This is a genomic window from Mycobacterium sp. (genome assembly GCF_035506235.1).
In the GTDB taxonomy this organism is placed as follows: Bacteria; Actinomycetota; Actinomycetes; order Mycobacteriales; family Mycobacteriaceae; genus Mycobacterium.
The window spans coordinates 1-19681 of the sequence record NZ_DATJPU010000086.1 but is presented as its reverse complement, the minus strand read 5'-3'; the positions used below and the strand labels follow the sequence as shown (position 1 = coordinate 19681).

25 protein-coding genes and 1 pseudogene are annotated in these 19681 nt (G+C 68.6%); 14 read left to right on the top strand and 12 right to left on the bottom strand.

Going from position 1 to position 19681, the window contains the following annotated elements; translation table 11 throughout:
* On the bottom strand, window positions 1-857 hold an 857-nt coding region (locus VMD50_RS07955), incomplete at its 3' end, for a 1-deoxy-D-xylulose-5-phosphate synthase N-terminal domain-containing protein (protein ID WP_325426553.1).
* A 50-nt stretch (window positions 858-907) separates the two neighbouring features.
* Here VMD50_RS07955 and VMD50_RS07950 point away from each other — a divergent pair.
* Complete coding sequence (locus VMD50_RS07950; protein ID WP_325426551.1) at window positions 908-1351, top strand: CBS domain-containing protein; 444 nt, start codon at window positions 908-910, stop codon at window positions 1349-1351.
* Between the two features lie 33 nt (window positions 1352-1384).
* Entirely contained in the window at window positions 1385-2674 is a 1290-nt protein-coding gene (locus VMD50_RS07945; RefSeq protein ID WP_325426550.1) for an ArsB/NhaD family transporter, read from the top strand.
* Window positions 2675-2677: 3 nt separating this feature from the next.
* Here VMD50_RS07945 and VMD50_RS07940 read toward each other — a convergent pair whose 3' ends face one another.
* Both VMD50_RS07940 and VMD50_RS07935 read right to left on the bottom strand, forming a co-directional pair.
* Entirely contained in the window at window positions 2678-3871 is a 1194-nt protein-coding gene (locus tag VMD50_RS07940) for a class I SAM-dependent RNA methyltransferase (protein WP_325426548.1), read from the bottom strand.
* Complete coding sequence (locus VMD50_RS07935) at window positions 3868-5862, bottom strand: APC family permease (protein ID WP_325426546.1); 1995 nt, start codon at window positions 5860-5862, stop codon at window positions 3868-3870. The genes VMD50_RS07940 and VMD50_RS07935 overlap by 4 nt, the downstream gene beginning before the upstream one ends.
* Window positions 5863-5990: 128 nt before the next feature.
* On the opposite strand from VMD50_RS07935, the gene VMD50_RS07930 reads away from it, so the two are divergent.
* Entirely contained in the window at window positions 5991-6674 is a 684-nt protein-coding gene (locus VMD50_RS07930; protein ID WP_325426544.1) for a potassium channel family protein, read from the top strand.
* Window positions 6671-7345: a potassium channel family protein gene (locus VMD50_RS07925; RefSeq protein ID WP_325426542.1), complete on the top strand. Its 675-nt coding sequence runs from the start codon at window positions 6671-6673 to the stop codon at window positions 7343-7345. The genes VMD50_RS07930 and VMD50_RS07925 overlap by 4 nt, the downstream gene beginning before the upstream one ends.
* Here VMD50_RS07925 and VMD50_RS07920 read toward each other — a convergent pair.
* Together VMD50_RS07920 and VMD50_RS07915 are read right to left on the bottom strand one after the other, a co-directional pair.
* Window positions 7342-7986 (bottom strand): DUF3159 domain-containing protein, encoded by a 645-nt coding sequence (locus VMD50_RS07920; protein ID WP_325426540.1) that lies wholly within the window; start codon window positions 7984-7986, stop codon window positions 7342-7344. The two genes, VMD50_RS07925 and VMD50_RS07920, sit on opposite strands and share 4 nt — an antisense overlap.
* A gap of 28 nt (window positions 7987-8014) precedes the next feature.
* A complete protein-coding gene (locus VMD50_RS07915; RefSeq protein ID WP_325426538.1) occupies window positions 8015-8383 on the bottom strand; it encodes an OB-fold nucleic acid binding domain-containing protein in 369 nt (122 codons plus the stop codon).
* 136 nt (window positions 8384-8519) lie between these two features.
* Here VMD50_RS07915 and VMD50_RS07910 point away from each other — a divergent pair, with 136 nt between their 5' ends.
* Window positions 8520-9218 (top strand): alpha/beta hydrolase, encoded by a 699-nt coding sequence (locus tag VMD50_RS07910; protein WP_325426536.1) that lies wholly within the window; start codon window positions 8520-8522, stop codon window positions 9216-9218.
* A gap of 70 nt (window positions 9219-9288) precedes the next feature.
* On the opposite strand, the gene VMD50_RS07905 is transcribed toward VMD50_RS07910, so the two are convergent.
* Together VMD50_RS07905 and dut are read right to left on the bottom strand one after the other, a co-directional pair.
* The gene (locus tag VMD50_RS07905) at window positions 9289-10059 is read right to left on the bottom strand and encodes a DUF3710 domain-containing protein (protein WP_325426534.1); all 771 of its coding nucleotides are present in this window, start codon (window positions 10057-10059) and stop codon (window positions 9289-9291) included.
* A complete protein-coding gene (gene dut / locus VMD50_RS07900; RefSeq protein ID WP_325426532.1) occupies window positions 10059-10535 on the bottom strand; it encodes a dUTP diphosphatase in 477 nt (158 codons plus the stop codon). Before dut ends, VMD50_RS07905 begins: the two co-directional genes overlap by 1 nt.
* Window positions 10536-10560: 25 nt before the next feature.
* Between dut and VMD50_RS07895 the strand changes: the two genes are divergently transcribed.
* Complete coding sequence (locus VMD50_RS07895; protein ID WP_325426530.1) at window positions 10561-11046, top strand: DUF3093 domain-containing protein; 486 nt, start codon at window positions 10561-10563, stop codon at window positions 11044-11046.
* A 9-nt stretch (window positions 11047-11055) separates the two neighbouring features.
* Here VMD50_RS07895 and VMD50_RS07890 read toward each other — a convergent pair whose 3' ends face one another.
* The gene (locus tag VMD50_RS07890; RefSeq protein ID WP_003919098.1) at window positions 11056-11358 is read right to left on the bottom strand and encodes a DUF4193 domain-containing protein; all 303 of its coding nucleotides are present in this window, start codon (window positions 11356-11358) and stop codon (window positions 11056-11058) included.
* A gap of 196 nt (window positions 11359-11554) precedes the next feature.
* Between VMD50_RS07890 and cei the strand changes: the two genes are divergently transcribed.
* Window positions 11555-12205, top strand: coding sequence for an envelope integrity protein Cei (gene cei, locus VMD50_RS07885; RefSeq protein ID WP_325426528.1), 651 nt, complete (start codon window positions 11555-11557; stop codon window positions 12203-12205).
* Window positions 12206-12229: 24 nt separating this feature from the next.
* Here the strand turns inward: cei and VMD50_RS07880 are convergent, their stop codons facing one another.
* The gene (locus VMD50_RS07880) at window positions 12230-13111 is read right to left on the bottom strand and encodes an inositol monophosphatase family protein (RefSeq protein ID WP_325426526.1); all 882 of its coding nucleotides are present in this window, start codon (window positions 13109-13111) and stop codon (window positions 12230-12232) included.
* 161 nt (window positions 13112-13272) lie between these two features.
* On the opposite strand from VMD50_RS07880, the gene ppgK reads away from it, so the two are divergent.
* Both ppgK and VMD50_RS07870 read left to right on the top strand, forming a co-directional pair.
* Entirely contained in the window at window positions 13273-14079 is an 807-nt protein-coding gene (ppgK, locus tag VMD50_RS07875) for a polyphosphate--glucose phosphotransferase (protein WP_325426524.1), read from the top strand.
* Between the two features lie 177 nt (window positions 14080-14256).
* Window positions 14257-15825 (top strand): RNA polymerase sigma factor, encoded by a 1569-nt coding sequence (locus VMD50_RS07870; RefSeq protein WP_325426522.1) that lies wholly within the window; start codon window positions 14257-14259, stop codon window positions 15823-15825.
* 3 nt (window positions 15826-15828) lie between these two features.
* On the opposite strand, the gene VMD50_RS07865 is transcribed toward VMD50_RS07870, so the two are convergent.
* Window positions 15829-16245 (bottom strand): nuclear transport factor 2 family protein, encoded by a 417-nt coding sequence (locus VMD50_RS07865; RefSeq protein WP_325426520.1) that lies wholly within the window; start codon window positions 16243-16245, stop codon window positions 15829-15831.
* Window positions 16246-16335: 90 nt separating this feature from the next.
* Between VMD50_RS07865 and VMD50_RS07860 the strand changes: the two genes are divergently transcribed.
* On the top strand, window positions 16336-16719 hold the full coding sequence (locus VMD50_RS07860; protein ID WP_325426518.1) for a RidA family protein: 384 nt from the start codon (window positions 16336-16338) through the stop codon (window positions 16717-16719).
* Here the strand turns inward: VMD50_RS07860 and VMD50_RS07855 are convergent.
* Entirely contained in the window at window positions 16698-17060 is a 363-nt protein-coding gene (locus tag VMD50_RS07855; protein ID WP_414686025.1) for a DUF952 domain-containing protein, read from the bottom strand. The genes VMD50_RS07860 and VMD50_RS07855 overlap by 22 nt on opposite strands.
* 132 nt (window positions 17061-17192) lie before the next feature.
* Here VMD50_RS07855 and VMD50_RS07850 point away from each other — a divergent pair, with 132 nt between their 5' ends.
* On the top strand, window positions 17193-17378 hold the full coding sequence (locus tag VMD50_RS07850; RefSeq protein ID WP_325426514.1) for a DUF7455 domain-containing protein: 186 nt from the start codon (window positions 17193-17195) through the stop codon (window positions 17376-17378).
* A gap of 65 nt (window positions 17379-17443) precedes the next feature.
* Window positions 17444-18427 carry a YihY/virulence factor BrkB family protein gene (locus VMD50_RS07845; protein ID WP_325426512.1) on the top strand — a complete coding sequence of 328 codons (984 nt, stop codon included), beginning with the start codon at window positions 17444-17446 and terminating at the stop codon, window positions 18425-18427.
* Here the strand turns inward: VMD50_RS07845 and VMD50_RS07840 are convergent, their stop codons facing one another.
* On the bottom strand, window positions 18428-18667 hold the full coding sequence (locus VMD50_RS07840; protein ID WP_325426509.1) for a DUF3039 domain-containing protein: 240 nt from the start codon (window positions 18665-18667) through the stop codon (window positions 18428-18430).
* A gap of 45 nt (window positions 18668-18712) precedes the next feature.
* On the opposite strand from VMD50_RS07840, the gene VMD50_RS07835 reads away from it, so the two are divergent.
* Entirely contained in the window at window positions 18713-19150 is a 438-nt protein-coding gene (locus VMD50_RS07835; protein WP_325426555.1) for a DUF3099 domain-containing protein, read from the top strand.
* A 149-nt stretch (window positions 19151-19299) separates the two neighbouring features.
* Window positions 19300-19681, top strand: a pseudogene (gene sigB, locus VMD50_RS07830) (sigma-70 family RNA polymerase sigma factor SigB); the annotation flags it as partial.

Below are 19681 nucleotides of genomic sequence, written 5' to 3'. Positions count from 1 at the left end.
GGCGCGTAACCCATGCCCTTGCGGGTGACGACGTGCACGATCACCGGGCGCCCGAAGCCGCGGGCGTGGCGCAGCGCGACCTCCACCGCGCGTTCGTCGTGCCCGTCGACCGGGCCGACATACTTCAGGCCGAGGTCGGTGAACAGCAGCTGCGGCGACAGCGAATCCTTGATCCCGGCTTTGACGCTGTGCATGAGGCGGTAGGCGATCTGGCCGACGAGGGGCAGCGAGCGCACCGCGTCGCGACTCGTTGCCAGCATGTGCTCGTAGGCCGGCTGCAGCCGCAGCGTGGCCAGGTGGTCGGCGACCCCGCCGATGGTGGGCGCATAACTGCGGCCGTTGTCGTTGACGACGATGATCACCGGCCGACAGGAGGCCGCGATGTTGTTCAGCGCCTCCCAGCACATGCCGCCGGTGAGCGCGCCGTCGCCGACGACGGCGACCACGTGCCGGTTGCGGTGCCCGCTCAGCTCGAACGCCTTGGCCAGGCCGTCGGCGTAGGACAGCGCCGCGCTGGCGTGGCTGGACTCCACCCAGTCGTGTTCGCTCTCGGCGCGCGACGGATAGCCCGACAGCCCGCCCTCCTTGCGCAGGCTCTCGAAGTCGTGGGAGCGGCCCGTCAGCATCTTGTGGACGTAGGCCTGGTGTCCGGTGTCGAAGATGATCGGGTCGTGCGGCGAGTCGAACACGCGGTGCAGCGCCAGGGTCAGTTCGACGACGCCGAGGTTGGGCCCCAGATGCCCCCCGGTGGCAGCAACCTTGTGGATCAGGAACTCGCGGATCTCGGCCGCCAGCTCGCGGAGCTGCTGTTGGGACAGGTACTGCAGATCAGCGGGCCCGCGGATCTGTTCCAGCATCCCGTTAGTCTACGCAGCGCTCGCCGGAACGCCGACGTATCGTTTCCACCATGCGCGCCGCGGAACTCGCCGAGGACTTCCCGGTCGTGACCGTCGCCTCCGATGCCATCGATGCGGCCCGCCTGCTCGCCGAGCACAGCCTGCCCGGGATAGTCGTCACGGACAGCTCCGGAAAGCCCTGCGCGGTGCTGCCGGCCTCCCAGGTGGTCCGCTTCATCGTCCCGAAATACGTGCAGGACGACCCCTCGCTGGCGGGTGTGCTCAGCGAGTCCACGGCCGACCGCGCCGCCGACAAGCTGGGCGGCAAAACGGTCGGGGACATGCTGCCCGACCACCTGACCAACATTCCGTGGGCGCACGCGGACGACACGATCATCGAGGTGGCCGCGGTCATGGCGCGGCTGCGAAGCCCCCTGATCGCGGTGGTCAGAGACGAGGCGTTGGTCGGCGTCATCACCGCATCGCGTCTACTGGCAGCCGCCTTGAAGCACTGATACCCCCAAAGCCTTGAGCACACAGGACAATCGATGAGCGTGGTGGCGGTCGTCGTGTTCGTCGTCGCCTACGCGCTGATCGCCAGCGATCGCGTCAACAAGACACTGGTGGCGCTCATCGGCGCCGCGATCGTCGTCGCGTTGCCGATCATCAACTCCGATGACGTCTTCTACTCCCGCGACACCGGAATCGACTGGGACGTCATCTTTTTGCTGCTGGGCATGATGATCATCGTCAGCGTGCTGCGCCAGACCGGTGTGTTCGAGTACGTCGCGATCTGGTCCGCCAAACGCGCCCGCGGCTCCCCGCTGCGCGTCATGATCCTGCTGGTGCTGGTCACCGCGATCGCGTCGGCCCTGCTGGACAACGTGACCACGGTGTTGCTGATTGCCCCGGTGACGCTGCTGGTGTGTGACCGCCTGGCGATCTATGCGGCGCCGTTTTTGATGGCCGAGGCGTTCGCGTCGAACATCGGCGGCACGGCGACGTTGATCGGCGACCCGCCCAACATCATCATCGCCAGCAAGGCGGGCCTGACGTTCAACGACTTCCTGATTCACCTGGCGCCGATCGTGATCATCGTGATGGCGGTCGTGATCGCGTTGCTACCGCGCCTGTTTCGTGGGTCGTTCACCGTCGATCCTGACCGGGTCGCCGAGGTCATGTCGCTGGAAGAGAAGGAGACCATCCGCGATCGCAGGCTGCTCGTCGCGTGCGGCGTCGTGTTGGTGGCGGTGTTCGCGGCTTTCATCGCCCACTCGTGGGTGCATATGGAGCCATCCATCGTCGCCTTATTGGGCGCCGGCATCCTCATCATCGTTTCCAAGTTGGAGCATTCCGATTACCTGTCCAGCGTCGAGTGGGAAACTCTGTTGTTCTTCGCCGGCCTGTTCGTCATGGTCGGCGCGCTGGTGAAGACGGGCGTCGTCAAGCAACTGGCGCATCTCGCGATTACCGCCACCGGCGGCAACACTTTGATCGCGACCATGGTGATCCTAGCCGCATCGCTCGTGATCAGTGGGGTCGTCAATAACGTTCCATACGCCGCGACGATGGCGCCTATCGTCGCGGGTTTGGTGCCCGCCCTGGGAGATCACGTCAATCCAGGCGCCTTGTGGTGGGCTCTTGCGCTTGGCACCGACTTCGGGGGCAACCTCACCGCCGTCGGCGCCAGCGCCAACGTCATCGTGCTCGGGATCGCCACGCGTGCGGAAAATCCCGCTTCCTTCTGGGAGTTCACCCGCAAGGGCGCTTTGGTCACGGCGATCTCCGCGGCGCTGTCCGCGCTGTATCTGTGGCTGCGGTATTTCGTGTTGGCCTGAGCCCTAACAGGTCAGCAGCGCAACGGATTCGGTGTGATGGGTCAGCGGGAACGCGTCGAACACCTTGATCCTTTCGACGGCGTAGCCGTGGGCGCGGTAGAGGCCGATGTCGCGCGCGAAAGACGCCGCCTCGCAACCGATGTGGACCACGCGCGGCACCCGTGCGGCGGCCAGCAGGTCGATGATCTCGCGCCCGGCCCCGGCGCGCGGCGGATCCAGCACCGCGATCGAGGCGCTCCCGCGTTGCGCCGTCAGCGCCCGCCGGACCGAGTCGGTGACGACATCCACCTGGGGCAGGTCGGCCAGCGCGGCGCGCGCGGCCCGCGTCGCGGAGCGCGAGGTGTCGACGGTCAACACCCGCCCCGACTCGCCCACCGCGTCCCCGAGCGCGGCCGCGAAAACCCCGGCGCCGCCGTAGAGATCCCAGACGGTCATGCCGGCACCCGGTTGCGCCCAGTCGACCACCAGACCGCTGTAGACCCGCGCCGCGTCCCGATGCGCCTGCCAGAACGCCGTGACCGGCACCCGCCAGCTGCGCGCGCCCACCCGCTGCGCCGCCTCGTAGCCGCCCTCGACCACGGCGGTCTCCGTCCGCCTGCCCTGCCGCACGGTGCGCACCACGTGCCGCTCGCCGTCGTCGTCGACGGCGACGTGCAGCTGCGCGTGCGGGGGCCAATCGCCCCCGGCAAGCCCGTCCAGCATTCCCGGCGGCAGCTGCGCGCAGCGCAGGTCGGTCACCAACTCGTCGCTGTGGTAGCGGTGGAAGCCGGGCCGACGGTCCTCGCCCACCTCCAGCCGGACCCGGGTACGCCAGCCGGTGGGCCCGGCATCCGGCGACAATTCCTCGGCTCCCGCCTCGGGAACGCTCCAGTCGTGCCCGCCCAGCCGTGACAGCTGGTTGGCCACCACCTGGGCCTTGACCGCGCGGGCGGCCTCGGGGGTGGCAAACGCCAAATCGCAGCAGCCGGCGCCGTCGGCCCCCGCGATGGGGCATAGTGACGCGACGCGGTCGTCCGACGGCTCGATCACCTCGACAACCTCTGCGTGCCAATAGGAGTCGCGCCCGGAGGTGACACGCACCCGCACCCGCTCGCCGGGCAGCGCGTAACGGACGAACACGACGCGGCCCTCGTGGTGCGCCACACAGCTGCCCCCGTTGGCCGGGGGCCCGGTGACCAGCGTCAGTTCGGTGCTCAATCGAAGATTCCGCGACGCGCGTCGCCGGGCGCCGCGTGCGGGTGGAACGCCTTGAGCCGCTCCGACGAATTCAATTGCCAGGGAACCGAGGTCACCATCACGTTGGGCATGAACAACAACCGGCCCTTGAGCCGCAGCGCGCTCTGGTTGTGCAGCACCTGCTCCCACCAATGGCCCACCACATACTCGGGAATGAACACCGTGACCACCGTGCGCGGCGACTCCCTGCTGACCCGTTTGACGTAATCGAGTATGGGACGCGTGATTTCACGGTACGGCGACGCGATGACCTTGAGCGGCACACTGATATCGCTTTCCTCCCACCGGTGCACCAGGTCGCGCGTTTCCGCGTCGTCGACGCTGACCGTGAGCGCCTCGAGCGCGTCGGGACGGGTGGCGCGCGCGTAGGCCAGCGCGCGCAGGGTCGGCAGGTGCAGCTTGGACACCAACACCAGGGCGTGATTGCGGCTGGGCAGCACCACGTCGTGTTCGGCCGCCTCCTGTTCCTCCAATTCCCGGCTGACGGTGTGGTAGTGCCGGTGAATCATCTTCATGATGATGAACAGCAGGCTCATCGCGAAAAGAGCGATCCACGCCCCGGCGAGGAACTTGGTGACCAGGACAACCAGCAACACCGCGCCGGTGGAAAGCAGTCCGACCGTGTTGACCACCCGCGAGCGCATCATCTTGCGCCGCACCCGCGGATCGGTCTCGGTGCGCAGCAACCTGGTCCAGTGCCGGACCATGCCGATCTGGCTCAGGGTGAACGAGATGAACACACCGACGATGTACAGCTGGATCAGCGCGGTGACCTCGCCCCGGAACGCGATGATCGCCAGAAGGGCCGCCCCGGACAGGAAGAGGATTCCGTTGGAGAACGCCAATCGGTCACCCCGGGTGTGCAATTGGCGCGGCAGGTAGCTGTGCTGCGCCAGGATCGAGCCGAGCACGGGAAACCCGTTGAACGCGGTGTTGGCCGCCAGCACCAGGATCAGCGCGGTCACCGTGGCGATCAGCAGGAACCCGATGTGAAAGCTGCCGAACACCGTCTCGGCCAACTGGGTGACCAAGGTCTTCTGGTAGTAGTTCGGCGGGGCGCCGGTCAGCTGCCTCGCGGGGTCCTCGACGAGCTTGACCCCGATCTTCTCGGCCAGCACGATGATGCCCATCAACAGGGTCACCGCGATGCCGCCCAGCATCAGCAGGGTCGTGGCCGCGTTGCGCGACTTGGGCTTCTGAAACGCCGGCACGCCGTTGCTGATCGCCTCGACACCGGTCAGCGCCGCGCACCCCGAGGAGAACGAGCGCGCCACCAGGAAAGCCAAAGCGAAGCCGACGATCTGGCCGTGTTCGGCGTGCATCTCGAAACCGGCGGACTCGGCCCGCAGCGGGTTGCCCAGCACGAAGATCCGGAACAGGCCCCAGCCGATCATGACCAGCACGCCGATGATGAACGCATAGGTCGGGATGGCGAAAGCCAGCCCGGACTCGCGAACCCCGCGCAGGTTCAGCGCCATCACGAGCACGATGGCGGCCACGCAGAAGAACACCTTGTGCTGGGCCACGATCGGAATCGCGGAGCCGATGTTCGACATCGCCGACGCCGTCGAAACGGCAACGGTGAGAACGTAATCCACCATCAGGGCGCTGGCCACCACGAGGCCGGCGGTGTCGCCGAGATTGGTGGTGACCACCTCGTAGTCGCCGCCGCCCGACGGGTAGGCATGCACGTTCTGCCGGTAGCTGGCCACCACGACCAACATGACCGCGGCCACGGCCAGACCGATCCACGGCGTCAGCGCGTACGCGCTCACCCCTGCCACCGAGAGCATCAGGAAGACTTCCTCGGGTGCGTAAGCCACCGAGGACAGCGCATCGGAGGCGAACACCGGCAAGGCGATCCGCTTGGGCAGCAGGGTGTGACTCAGCCGGTCGCTGCGAAACGGCCGGCCGATCAGGAGCCGGCGCGCAGCGGTCGAAAGTTTGGACACGAGAGCCAAGAGTAAGCCCACCCGAGCTTGCTAGCGTTTCGTAGGCAACAATGTTGCGGACGGACCGAGTCGGCTTGCCAGCCCGGGTTGCCGATTGAACAGCGCAGGACGCAGCCGAGAGGACCAAAGTGCGCGTGGTTGTGATGGGTTGCGGCCGGGTGGGCTCTTCGCTCTCCGACGCGCTCTCCCGGATCGGCCACGACGTGGCCGTCATCGACCGCGACAGCACCGCGTTCAACCGGCTGAGCCCGGAGTTCTCCGGGGAGCGGGTGCTGGGCCAGGGATTCGACCGGGACGTGTTGCTCAGCGCCGGCATCGAGGAGGCCGATGCGTTTGCCGCGGTGTCATCCGGGGACAACTCGAACATCATCTCGGCCCGGCTGGCCCGGGAGACTTTCGGCGTGCAGCGCGTCGTCGCCCGGATCTACGACGCCAAGCGCGCCGAGGTCTACGAGCGCCTCGGCATCCCGACGATCGCCACGGTCCCCTGGACCACCGACCGTCTGCTCAACACGCTCACGCGGGAGAGCGAGACCGCCAAGTGGCGCGATCCGACGGGCACCGTCGCGGTGGCCGAGGTCGATCTGCACGAGGACTGGGTGGGACGCCGGGCCACCGACCTGGAGCAGGCCACCGGCGCCCGGGTGGCCTTTCTGATCCGGTTCGGCACCGGTGTGTTGCCGGAACCGAAGACCGTGATCCAGGCCGGCGATAAGGTCTACATCGCGGCGATATCCGGCCGCGTCGCCGAGGCGGTCGCCATCGCGGCGCTGCCGCCCAGCGAGGATCTCGAGTCGGGACCGCGCAAATGAAAGTAGCTGTCGCCGGGGCCGGCGCCGTCGGCCGATCGGTCACCCGCGAGCTCGTCGCCAACGGCCACGACGTGACCCTGATCGAGCGCAATCCCGAACACGTCGACGTCGACGCCATCCCGGCCGCGCACTGGCGCCTCGGCGATGCCTGCGAACTGAGCCTGCTGCAGTCCGTGCACCTGGAGGGCTTCGACGTGGTGGTCGCCGCGACCGGCGACGACAAGGCCAACGTGGTACTCAGCCTGTTGGCCAAAACCGAATTCGCGGTGCCGCGGGTGGTGGCCCGGGTCAACGACCCCCGCAACGAATGGCTGTTCACCGACGCCTGGGGCGTGGACGTGGCGGTGTCCACGCCCCGCATGCTGGCCTCGCTGATCGAGGAGGCCGTCGCCGTCGGTGATCTGGTGCGCCTCATGGAATTTCGCCGGGGTCAGGCCAACCTGGTCGAGATCACCCTGCCCGACGACACACCGTGGGGCGGCAAGCCGGTGCGCCGGCTGCAGCTGCCGCGGGATGCCGCGCTGGTGACGATCCTGCGCGGCCCGCGCGTCATCGTGCCGGAGGCCGACGAGCCGCTCGAAGGTGGCGACGAGCTCCTCTTCGTCGCGGTCGCCGAGGCGGAAGAGGAGCTGCAAAAGCTCCTGCTGCCGGCCACCGAGCCCGGGAACTAGTCGGTCACGGTGTCGGCGCCGGCCTTCTCCCGGGCGGGCATCGCGCGCTGAGCGGCCTTGATCGCCGCGAACGTCGCCAACGCGGCCAGCAGGGTCAACGGCCAGCCCATCCCGATGCGCGCCACGCCCAGCCAGCCGGTCTGGTCGGCGTCGTAGAGGAGCCGCTGGACCACGAACCGGGCAGCGAACACCAGCACCCAGCAGAGCGAGGCGATGTCGAAGGCGTAGACGGCCCTGGGCACGTCGCGCCAGGCGCGGTCGCGCCCGGTGGACCAGCTCCACGCGTAGCCGACGAGGGGCCGACGGATCAGCACCGATGCCGCGAACACCACGGCCCACGCCAACGACATCCAGATGCCCAGCAGGAAGTAGCCCTTGGACTGGCCCACGACGTAGGCGATCAGCGCGCAGACGGCCACGCCGATGAACCCGGAGAAGGCCGGCTGGATGGATCCCCGCCGGATCAGCCGCCACAGCAGGACCAGCGCGGCCGCGCCCAGCGCGGCGCCGATGGCGGGCAGCAGACCGGACAGGCCGGAGACCACCACGAAGGTCACCACGGGCAGCGAGGAGTAGATGACACCGCTCACCCCGCCCGCCTGTGCCAGCAAGCCCTCCGGGGTCACGCGGTTAGTCGTCACGGGCGTGCCCTCAATGCGGTGGGGCCCGTCACCGCTGGATTTCGTAGTGCGGGTTGTAGATCGCCTTCGTGCCGTTGTCGAGCTTGCCGAGCCGGCCGCGGACCCGCAGCGTGCGGCCCGAGTCGATGCCGGGAATGCGGCGCTGGCCCAACCACACCAGGGTGACGGTGTCGGTGCCGTCGAACAGTTCGGCGCGGACCCCGCCGGAACAGCCCTTGCCGTTCGTTTCCACGCTGCGCAGCGTGCCGACCATGGTGACCTCCTGGCCACGCTCGCAGTCGATCGCACGCTGCGCGCCGGTACTCGCGACTTCGTCGGACAATTCTTCGGAGTCGAGCTGCTCCGGGTCCTCCGTCAACCGACGGGTGAGCCGGCGCAAATATCGTTGGGCCCCCATGGCCACTCCTGACAACGCTGATAAAGCTTCGGTGCTTCCTCCATGCCAACGGACACCGTAGACCTCTTGGTTCCCCGGTGCCAACCGAACCAAACGCGATGTTGGACCGCCCATGACGGCCGGGCAATATCGAGGGGTGGCTGTCGATCTGCGGGGTGTCGCGGCGGTGCTGCTGCCGGGCACCGGCTCCGACGATGACTACGTCTACCGGGCATTTTCCGGCCCGCTGCGCGAGGTCGGCGCGACGCTGGTCGCCCCGCCGCCGCGGCCGGACCGGTTGATCGACGGCTACCTGTCGGCGTTGGACGACGCCGCGCGCGACGGCCCGATCGGCGTCGGCGGCGTCTCGATCGGCGCCGCGGTGGGGGCCGCGTGGGCGCTGGCCCACCCCGACCGTACCGTCGCCGTCCTGGCCGCCCTGCCGGCCTGGGCCGGCGCCCCGGGAACCGCACCCGCGGCGCTGGCGGCGCGGCATTCGGCGTCCCAGTTGCGCGCCGACGGCCTGGCGGCGACGACGACGCAGATGCGGGCCTCCAGCCCGCCGTGGCTGGCCGACGAGCTGGCCCGGTCCTGGCGCGCCCAGTGGCCGCAATTGCCGGACGCCATGGAGGAGGCCGCGGCCTATGTCGCGCCCAGTCGCGCGGACCTGACCGGGCTGGCCGCGCCGCTGGCGGTGGCCGCCGCCGTCGATGATCCGATCCATCCGCTGCAGGTGGCCGTCGACTGGGTCACCGCGGCGCCGCGCGCGGCGCTGCGGATGGTGACGCTGGAGCAGATCGGCGCCGACCCCGCCGCGCTGGGCGCGGCCTGCCTGGCCGCCCTCGCCGAGCTCTAGCTCGTTTCCCCGTGCCGGCTCCGATGGTGACGACCCGCCGCGCCCGGCTGCCCCGCGCTTGCGATCGTCACTACCCGCCGGTCGTGGTGCGCAGCTGCTGCATGGCCGATCCCTCGGCGCTGCGGCGCGCGGCCGGCTCGTTCGGCGGCCCTTCCTGTCCCTGGGCGCCTTCGCCCTGTGCCTGGGCCTGCTGCGCGGCCGCGGCCGCCCGGAGCTGTTCGGCCATCGGCTCGGGCAGCTGCACGGGCAGCGGCGTCCGCACCGGCAGCGGCGTGTCGCCGCGGCGAACCACGGTGTCGGCCAACGCCGCTCGGGCCTCCTGCTCCAGCGCTTCCATGGTCTCGTGCGCGCCGTTGATGACGCAGCGGATCATCCACCGGTAGCCGTCGACCCCGATGAACCGCACCACGCCGGTGGCGGTGCCGACCACCTCCCGGCCCCACGGGCCGTCCTTGATGCTGACCTTGGCCGAGTCCTTGCGCAGCGACTCGGCGAGCTCGCCGGCCACCTCCCGCCACAGGCCGCCCGTCTTGGGCGCCGCGTAGGCGGCGATCGTGAAACGACCGTTGGGCGTGACGACCCACACCGCGCTGGGGACACCGGTCTCGGTCAGCTCGACCTGCAGCTGGCCGGCCTCCGGCATGGGGATCAGGACCGAACCCAGGTCGAGCCGCGCCAGCTCGGCGACCGCGGGGTCGTCGAAGTCGTCGATGTCGAACGGGCCCTCGAGCTCTTCGGGCTCTTGAGACTCTCCCGCGGCCTGCTCGGGGGAGGCCTGAACGTCGACGTCGTCCGTGGGGTCGCCGTCGCCTTTGTCTGAGCGTCTACCGAATGCCGCCATCACAAACTCGCATGTCCTCCGGAGGAACCGTGGCCACCGTCGCCACGGGTTGTTTCGGCCAGCCCGGCCTCGTCGAACGACGACACCTCGACCAGCTCGGGCAATTCGACCCGCTGCACCAGCAATTGGGCGATCCGGTCGCCGCGGTGCACCACGATCGGCTCGGACGGGTCGAGGTTGATCAGGGCGACCTTGATCTCGCCGCGATAGCCGGCGTCGATGGTGCCCGGGCTGTTGACGATCGAAAGCCCAACGCGCGCAGCCAATCCCGAGCGCGGGTGCACCAGGCCCACCATCCCGAACGGAATGGCGACCGCGACGCCCGTGCGCACCAGGGCGCGCCGCCCGGGGTCTAACGTGACGTCTTCCGCGCTGTAGAGGTCGACCCCGGCGTCGCCGTCGTGGGCGCGACTGGGCAGCGGAAGTTCGGGGTCGAGGCGGACAACTTTGACTTCAAAGGCCAGACTGGTCGACACGGGGCCACAGACTACCCTTGACCGCGTGTCAAGTACGCGCGTCGCGCCGCACAGCGTGCGATATCGCGAACGACTGTGGGTGCCGTGGTGGTGGTGGCCACTGGCTTTCGGGCTGGCGGCGCTGATCGCCTTCGAAGTCAACCTCGGTGTTCGCACCCTGCCCCACTGGCTGCCGTACGCAACGCTGTTCGTGGTGGCCGCGGGCGCGCTGCTGTGGCTGGGCCGGGTCGAGATCCGCGTCACCGAGGACTCGTCCGTCGCGGGCGGAGTGCAACTGTGGGCCGCCGACGCGCACCTGCCGGTCAACGTGATCGCCCGGTCCGCGGAGATAGCGGCGTCGGCGAAGTCGGCCGCTCTGGGCCGTCAGCTCGATCCGGCCGCCTACGTGCTGCACCGGGCCTGGGTCGGCCCGATGGTGCTGGTGGTCCTCGATGACCCAGACGACCCGACGCCGTACTGGCTGGTGAGCTGCCGTCACCCGGAGCGGGTGCTGTCGGCCCTGACAAGCTGAGTGCAGCGATCAGGCTGCGCAGTCGGTACAGATCATCACGCCGTTCTTCTCGCTGGCGAGACGGCTGCGGTGTTGCACCAAAAAGCAGCTCGAGCAGGTGAACTCGTCGGCCTGCTTGGGGATGACGCGTACGGACAGCTCTTCCCCGGAAAGGTCGGCCCCCGGCAACTCGAAGGATTCAGCGGATTCGGATTCATCGACGTCGACCACGGCCGAGGCCGCCTCGTTGCGTCGTGCTTTGAGCTCCTCCAGCGAGTCTTCCGAGACATCGTCGGTCTCGGTGCGCCGCGGAGCGTCATAGTCGGTAGGCATATCGCTTCCCCTGCCCTATCCCCTCTAACAGGCCTCATTTATCTCAAGATTTATCTCAAGCAACGCTTTGTACCAGCGTCGAACGCATCCACCAAACGATTCGTGCCCGGATAGCGCGCCATTAGTATGTGATTTACGTCACACCCCAGGATTGACCCTTGCCTCGAGTCTTAAACGGTGCCTTTAGAGTGCACATGTGGTCGCACAAATTACCGAGGGTACCGCTTTCGACAGGCACGGTAGGCCCTTTCGGCGGCGCAATCCCCGGCCCGCGATCGTGGTGCTGTCCGTCTTGGTGGTGGCCACCGGCGTGGTGTGGACCGTGGCGTTGACGCGTCCGGCCAAGGTGCACGAGGCCGTGGTGTGCAACCCGCCGCCGCAGTCGCCCGGGTCGACGGCGCCCCAGCTCGGCGAGGAGGTGTCGCGCAGCGCCATGGCCGACGTCACCCCCGCCAAGCTCGGTGACACGAAGGTCCGCGTCCTCAACGCCAGCGGCCGCGGCGGCCAGGCCGGCGACGTCGCCGGCGCCATGAAGGACCTCGGCTTCGCGCAGCCCACCGCCGCCAACGACCCCGTCTACGCCGGCACCAGGCTGAACTGCCAGGGCCAGATCCGCTTCGGCACGGCCGGGCAGGCCACCGCGGCCTCGGTCTGGTTGGTGGCGCCGTGCACGGAGCTGTTCAACGACAACCGCGCCGACGATTCGGTGGACCTGGCGCTCGGCACGGAGTTCACCGCGCTGGCCCACGACGACGACGTCGACGCGGTGCTGTCCAGCCTGAAGCCCGGCGCCACCGAGCCGGTGGATCCCACACTGCTGCAAAAGATCCACTCCAGCAGCTGCTGATCCCCGCTCAGTCCTGCAGCGGTCCTAGGCCATTGAAAGGCCGTTGAACCGGTCGAGGGCCGCCAACAGTTCGTCGGCGATTCCGGGGGCGGCGGCCACCACCAATCCGGCGCCGCCCGACGGGCCGTCCGGCTCTGTCACCACCACGCGGGCCCCCGCCTCGGCCGCGATCAGGGCACCCGCCGCGCGGTCCCACACCTGCAGCCCGTGCTCGTAGTAGGCGTCCAGCCGGCCCGCCGCGACCATGCACAGGTCCAGCGCCGCAGCACCGATGCGACGCACGTCGCGCACCACCGGCAGCAGCTGCGCCAACAACGCCGCCTGGGTCGCCCGTCGCCGCCGTGAGTAACCGAAGCCGGTGCCCAGCAACGCCATCGACAAATCGTCGACGGCGGCGCACCGCAACGGGGCCGCGCCCTGCCCGTCGACGACGTGCGCACCGAGGCCCGCCGCCGCCGAGTAAACCCGTCCGGCGACGACGTCGGCCACGGCGCCCGCGACCGACACCCCGTTGATCTGCGCACCGACCGACACCGCGTAGGCCGGGATGCCGTAGACGAAATTCACTGTGCCATCGATGGGATCGAGCACCCAGGTGACCGCGCCGTCGGGAGCGGACCCGGCGTCGGCGGGCCCACCGCCCTCCTCGCCGAGTATCGGGTCACCGGGCCGCAACCGGGCCAACCGATCCCGCAGCAGCCGCTCGGTTTCGGTGTCGACCACGGTCACCGGATCGGTCGGGGTGGTCTTCGAACGCACCGCGCCGCTGCCCGCCGCGGACAAGCTCGCCGCGCGGGCGCCGAACACCTCGGCGCGCCGGCGCCGCACGAAGTCGGCCGCCTCGACGGCGAGCTTTTCGGCCACCGAACGCAACTGCGCGGGCTCGTCATCAGAAGGGCGCGTCACGTAGCCCATCGCACCACAGACGCCAGGGCCACGCCGACGCCCCGACCGGCGCCGCCGCCGCGCCCGGCGCAATTGCCGGCCCCCGCCTCGCGCCGTTCCACGGCGCGGATCGTCGCCGGGCTAAGGTGGGCGGACAGGCCAAGTCTCGCCGAGGAGTTTCGATGACCAGCACCGACTCGCCCACGGACACGCCACCGAGCGCGGTCACCGGCAGGCCGCAGCGTCGCGGGTTCGGCATCGACGTCGGGGGCAGCGGCATCAAGGGCGGCATCGTCGACATGGACACCGGGCTGTTGATCGGGGAACGGATCAAGCTGTTGACCCCGCAGCCGGCGACGCCGTCGGCGGTCGCCAAGGCCATCGCCGAGGTCGTCCACGGGTTCGGCTGGACCGGCCCCCTCGGGGTGACCTATCCCGGCGTCGTCACCCACGGCGTCGTGCAGACGGCCGCCAACGTCGACAAGGCCTGGATCGGGGCCAACGCGCGCGACGTCATCAGCGCCGAACTGAACGGCCAGGAGGTCACGATCCTCAACGATGCCGACGCCGCGGGGCTCGCCGAGGAGCGCTACGGCGCGGGCCGGGAGCAGTCGGGCCTGGTGGTGCTGCTGACGTTCGGCACCGGGATCGGTTCGGCGGTGATCCACCACGGCAAGCTGATACCCAACACCGAGTTCGGGCATCTCGAAGTGGGTGGCAAAGAGGCCGAGCAGCGGGCGGCGTCGTCGGTCAAGGAGCGCAATAGCTGGAGCTACGAAAAGTGGGCCACGCAGGTCACACGGGTGCTGGTGGCCATCGAGAACGCGATCTGGCCGGACCTGTTCATCGCGGGCGGCGGCATCAGCCGCAAGGCCGACAGGTGGCTGCCGCTGCTCGAAAACCGCACCCCGGTGGTGGCCGCCGCGTTGCAGAACACCGCCGGCATCGTGGGCGCGGCGATGGCGGCCACTTCGGATGTGACCCACTGAATTTTGGCCGGTCGGCGGGTACGGGCGGCCGCTGTCGTTACAATGGTCCTCGGCGACCGCCCGACTGAAAGCGTGCAAACACACACACGCCGATCAACGCCGACATTCGACATAGCAGACACTTTCGGTTCTCCATGCCCTTACCCACCGAAAGTGCGTCCAAACGAAGGGGTGTAAGTGGCAGCGAGCAAGGCAAGTGCGGCAACCGACGAGCCGGTGAAACGCACCGCCACGAAGTCTCCGTCGTCCCCCGCCAAGCGATCGGCAGCGAAGGCCGCCAACGGCGCCGCCCCTGCGAAACGGGCCACCAAGACGGCGCCGCGGGCCACCAAGTCCACCAAGGGGCACGAGGCCCCACCGCCGGCGGCCGGCGAGACCACGAAGAAGACCCGCTCGCCGGCCAAGGCCGCCGGCGCCAAGGCGCCGTCCGCCCGCGGAACGAAGGCGGCCAACTGCGCTCCCGAGGATGCCGGCGCCAACCCCGAGGCCCTCGACACCGACGGCGCGGTCGAGGATCTCGACGCCGAACCCGACCTCGTCGGCGACCCCGTCGAAGATCTCGACATCGACGCCGACGACCTCAATCTCGAGGACCTCGAGGACGACGTCGCCGCCGAAGCCGAGGACCCCGAGCTCGAGGCGGGCGACGCCGAGGACGGCGAGGAGGACGCGGCGGCGAAGCCCGCCGTAAAGACCGCGACGGCGCCCGAAGAGGACGAGGACATCGCCGAGCCGTCCGAAAAGGACAAGGCCTCCGGCGATTTCGTCTGGGACGAGGACGAATCCGAGGCGCTGCGGCAGGCCCGCAAGGACGCCGAGCTCACCGCGTCCGCGGATTCCGTTCGCGCCTACCTGAAGCAGATCGGCAAGGTGGCGCTGCTCAACGCCGAGGAAGAGGTCGAGCTGGCGAAGCGGATCGAAGCCGGCCTGTACGCCACGCAGCTGATGAGCGAGCACGCCGAGCGCGGCGACAAGCTGCCGGCCGCCCAGCGCCGCGACATGATGTGGATCTGCCGCGACGGTGACCGCGCGAAGAACCATCTGCTCGAAGCCAACCTGCGGCTGGTGGTTTCGCTGGCCAAGCGCTACACGGGCCGCGGCATGGCGTTCCTCGACCTCATCCAGGAAGGCAACCTGGGCCTGATCCGGGCGGTCGAAAAGTTCGACTACACAAAGGGATACAAGTTCTCCACCTACGCCACGTGGTGGATCCGCCAGGCCATCACCCGGGCCATGGCCGACCAGGCGCGCACCATCCGCATCCCGGTCCACATGGTCGAGGTGATCAACAAGCTGGGTCGCATCCAGCGCGAGCTGCTTCAGGATTTGGGCCGCGAGCCCACGCCCGAGGAGCTGGCCAAGGAGATGGACATCACGCCCGAGAAGGTGCTCGAGATCCAGCAATACGCTCGCGAGCCGATCTCCCTGGACCAGACCATCGGCGACGAGGGCGACAGCCAGCTCGGCGACTTCATCGAAGACAGCGAAGCGGTGGTGGCCGTCGACGCGGTGTCGTTCACCCTGCTGCAGGACCAGCTGCAGTCCGTGCTGGAGACGCTGTCGGAGCGCGAAGCCGGCGTCGTACGGCTGCGCTTCGGGCTCACCGACGGCCAGCCCCGCACCCTCGACGAGATCGGGCAGGTTTACGGTGTCACCCGCGAGCGCATCCGCCAGATCGAGTCCAAGACGATGTCAAAGCTGCGCCACCCCAGCCGTTCGCAGGTGTTGCGCGACTACCTGGACTGAGATTCAGCGCTCGAGCGCTTCCAGTCGCCCACTCGGGTCGTAGTACAGCTCCTGGCGGGCGATGCGCCCGTCGCGGTAGTGATAGAGCACCACGTACGTCGAGCGCACCCGTTGCGCGCCCTGCGTCCAGTCGAATCGCACGCGCACGAACGCCGCGTCGGCGCCGGGGGTGATGGCCAGCTCGGTCGCCTCGTAATCGATGTCGTCACAGCCGCGGATGGTCAGGGCGATGAACTCGAGCGTGCGCTCGATGCCGTCGATCCGGTCCGGCCAATCGAACAGGCGGACCGTCGGGCTGATGTACACCACGTCGGGCGCATAGAGCTCGCGCGCGAGCGCCGGGTCGCCGGCGGCGAACGCCCGCGCGAAGCACGCCTCCTGAGCGCGGAGCGCGTCTTCCGAGATGCCGGGCGTGGTCATCGACAGGATGCTAACCGAACGCGTTGGTGCGCAAGCCAAGTCGAGGGAAATTCGGGTGCGCCGACGGGCCTGCCGTCGTAGCGTGTCCGCATGCCAGCCAACCGCACAATGATCTCCTCCGGCTCCGACTTCGAGTCGGCGGTCGGTTATTCGCGCGCGGTGCGGATCGGCCCGCACGTGGCGGTGGCCGGGACGACCGGCGCCGGACCGGCCGGTGACATCGCCGCGCAGGCGCGAGATGCGTTGCGCCGCATCGACATCGCGCTCCAGCAAGCCGGCGCCGCGCTCACCGACGTGGTGCGCACCCGCATCTTCGTGACCGACATCTCCCGCTGGCGCGAGGTTGCCGCGGTGCACGCGGATGTCTTCGGCGACATCCGGCCGGTGGCGACCATGGTGGAGGTTTCCGCGCTGATCGCGCCCGGGCTGCTGGTGGAGATCGAGGTCGACGCCTACGTGGAGGCGCCCGGCTGAGCAGGGAACACGCCATCGGGACCCGGCGGATAGGCGGTGACGCTGATCACGGCGCCGGCCGGCAGTGGGCCGTACAGATGCGGGAACAGCATCGAGTCCGGATCCGTTGCAACTCCCGGCTCCCAGCGCACGGGCGAGTTCAGTCGGGCCGGATCGATGTGCAACAGGACCAGGTCGTCGCGGCCGCGGTAGAGCCGGTTGGCGGGCAGGTGCACCTGCTCGGGCGTCGACAGATGGATGAATTCGGCGCCGGCGTCCGGATGGATTTCGCCGCGATCACGGGCGCGGGACCATTCCTGGCGGCCGCATAAGTGCAGCAGGACGCCGGGGGTGAGGGTCACAGCGATCACCCTAAACGGGCACGTCGGCTAAACCGCGGTGGCTCGTGAGAAACGACACACCCGGTAACGATCGGGGAACAAGGCGAAAACGCCATACGTCTGAGAGAGTGAATGTACGAGAACGGAGAAGCCATGAATGCAACTCTGACCAGCCCCGAGCTGACCAGAGCGGACCGCTGCGATCGTTGCGGCGCCGCGGCTCGAGTCCGCGCCAAGCTGCCTTCCGGGCTTGAGCTTCTCTTCTGCCAGCACCACGCGAACCAGCACGAGGCGAAACTGACCGCGCAGGACGCCGTGCTGGAGGTCAGCGCGAGCTAGTTTCGCCGAACTCACCCATCGGCAATGTGGGCGGTGCGGGCAGTCATCGGTAATGCTGGACGGGTATGAGCGATCAGGTCGCAAAGCCGTCCCGCCACCACATCTGGCGAATCACTCTCAGGACCCTCGAGAAGAGTTGGGACGACTCGATTTTCTCCGAGTCGGCGCAGGCCGGGTTCTGGTCGGCGCTGTCCCTGCCGCCGCTTTTGCTCGGGCTGCTGGGGGCCTTGGCCTATGTCGCGCCGCTGTTCGGGCCGGACATGTTGCCCAGCATCGAACACCAGGTGATCTCGACGGCCCACAGCGTGTTCTCCCCCAGCGTGGTCAACGAGATCATCGAGCCGAGCATCCGGGACATCGCCAACAACGCCCGCGGTGAGGTGGTTTCGCTGGGTTTCCTGATCTCGCTGTGGGCGGGTTCGTCGGCGATCTCGGCGTTCGTCGATTCCGTCGTCGAGGCGCACGACCAGACGCCGTTGCGTCATCCTGTGCGGCAGCGGCTGTTCGCGCTGTTCCTGTACGTGGTGGGGCTGGTGGTCGTCGTGGTGACCGCTCCGCTGGTGGTGGCGGGCCCGCGCAAGGTCTCCGAACACATCCCCGTCGGGCTGGCCAACGTCCTGCGCTACGGGTACTACCCGGCGCTGATCCTGGGCCTGATGGTCGCCGTGATGATCCTGTACCGGGTATCGCTGCCGGTGCCGCTGCCGTCGCATCGCCTGATCTTCGGCGCGATCCTGGCGACCGCGGTCTTCCTGATCGCCACGCTGGGCCTGCGGTTCTACCTGCGATGGATCACCAGCACCGGCTACACCTACGGCGCGCTGTCCACGCCGATCGCGTTCCTGTTGTTCGCGTTTTTCGGCGGTTTCGCGATCATGATCGGCGCCGAACTCAACGCCGCCATCCAGGAGGAGTTCCCGGCGCCGAAGACGCACGCCCACCGGCTGCGCAACTGGGTGCTGGCGCGAACGTCCGGCCGCAAGAGGACCACGTATTCGCCGCCGAACGCCGCACAACCCGACGTCGCGACGGCGGAGCCGCCGGCCTGATCAGCCCTTCTTGAGCCGCTCGTAGATCCGCTTGCACTCCGGGCAGACCGGCGAGCCCGGTTTCGCCGCGCGGGTGACGGGAAACACCTCGCCGCACAGCGCCACCACATGGTTGCCCATGACCGCGCTCTCGGCGATCTTGTCCTTCTTGACGTAATGGAAGTACTTCGGGGTATCGCTGCCGGTCCCGTCGTCGACGCGTTCGTCGGTCTCGGTGCGTTCGATCGTCTGGGTGCGCATGCCTCACATTGTGCCTCTTGATTCGCCATTACCGGAATGGATCAGGTGTGGGACAGTGGAGGTATGAAGCACGGCGAACAGCTAGGCTTCGACGGCTTTGACGACACCGGCCGCCCGGTCCTGATCACCACCGCCGCCCCCTCGTACGAGGAGGAGCATCGCGCGCGGGTGCGTAAGTACCTGACCCTGATGGCGTTTCGGATTCCGGCGCTGATCCTGGCCGCCGTCGCATACGGCGCCTGGCACAACGGTCTGATCTCCCTGGCGATCGTCGCGGTCTCGGTGCCCTTGCCCTGGATGGCGGTGCTGATCGCCAATGACCGGCCCCCCCGCCGCTCCGACGAACCGAGGCGCTTCGACGAGCACCGCCGGCGGACTCCCCTGTTCCCCCGGGCCGAGCAGCGGGCGCTCGAACCGCCGGCGGCGCCCGAGCCGCAAACACACTCGCCGACCTGGGATCAGCACGACCACGGTTCCCGATAAGCGGCCGCTCGCCGCACTTCTCAGGACATTCTCAGGTCGTCGGCACATTCCTGCACGTCAAGGCGTGTGAGATCGCGAAGGGGCGGGAACTCCCAGCCTGGGTCTGTCGTTGAACGACATGACAGTACAAAGCCGAACGGGAGGTCGCTATGGCGAATGCCGGCACAAGCAGGATCGACGGCGATCTGGATGCTCAAAGCCCCGCAGCGGACCTGGTGCGCGTATACCTCAATGGCATTGGTAAGACGGCGCTACTCAACGCGGCAGGCGAAGTCGAGCTGGCGAAGCGCATCGAGGCCGGCCTGTACGCCGAGCACCTGCTGGAGACCCGTAAGCGCCTCGGCGAGAACCGCAAACGCGATCTCGAGGCCGTTGTGCGCGACGGCGAGGCGGCCCGCCGCCACCTGCTGGAAGCGAACCTGCGCCTGGTGGTTTCATTGGCCAAGCGCTACACGGGCCGCGGTATGCCGTTGCTGGACCTCATCCAGGAGGGCAACCTCGGCCTGATCCGCGCGATGGAGAAGTTCGACT

What these genes read in the sequence shown, in the direction of transcription:
- VMD50_RS07950 (WP_325426551.1), top strand. Translation starts at nt 908, where the DNA reads ATGCGCGCCGCGGAACTCGCCGAGGACTTCCCGGTCGTGACCGTCGCC.
- VMD50_RS07945 (WP_325426550.1), top strand. Translation starts at nt 1,385, where the DNA reads ATGAGCGTGGTGGCGGTCGTCGTGTTCGTCGTCGCCTACGCGCTGATC.
- VMD50_RS07925 (WP_325426542.1), top strand. Translation starts at nt 6,671, where the DNA reads ATGAAAGTAGCTGTCGCCGGGGCCGGCGCCGTCGGCCGATCGGTCACC.
- VMD50_RS07915 (WP_325426538.1), bottom strand. Translation starts at nt 8,383, where the DNA reads ATGGGGGCCCAACGATATTTGCGCCGGCTCACCCGTCGGTTGACGGAG.
- VMD50_RS07905 (WP_325426534.1), bottom strand. Translation starts at nt 10,059, where the DNA reads ATGGCGGCATTCGGTAGACGCTCAGACAAAGGCGACGGCGACCCCACG.
- VMD50_RS07890 (WP_003919098.1), bottom strand. Translation starts at nt 11,358, where the DNA reads ATGCCTACCGACTATGACGCTCCGCGGCGCACCGAGACCGACGATGTC.
- ppgK (WP_325426524.1), top strand. Translation starts at nt 13,273, where the DNA reads ATGACCAGCACCGACTCGCCCACGGACACGCCACCGAGCGCGGTCACC.
- VMD50_RS07865 (WP_325426520.1), bottom strand. Translation starts at nt 16,245, where the DNA reads ATGACCACGCCCGGCATCTCGGAAGACGCGCTCCGCGCTCAGGAGGCG.
- VMD50_RS07860 (WP_325426518.1), top strand. Translation starts at nt 16,336, where the DNA reads ATGCCAGCCAACCGCACAATGATCTCCTCCGGCTCCGACTTCGAGTCG.
- VMD50_RS07850 (WP_325426514.1), top strand. Translation starts at nt 17,193, where the DNA reads ATGAATGCAACTCTGACCAGCCCCGAGCTGACCAGAGCGGACCGCTGC.
- VMD50_RS07845 (WP_325426512.1), top strand. Translation starts at nt 17,444, where the DNA reads ATGAGCGATCAGGTCGCAAAGCCGTCCCGCCACCACATCTGGCGAATC.
- VMD50_RS07840 (WP_325426509.1), bottom strand. Translation starts at nt 18,667, where the DNA reads ATGCGCACCCAGACGATCGAACGCACCGAGACCGACGAACGCGTCGAC.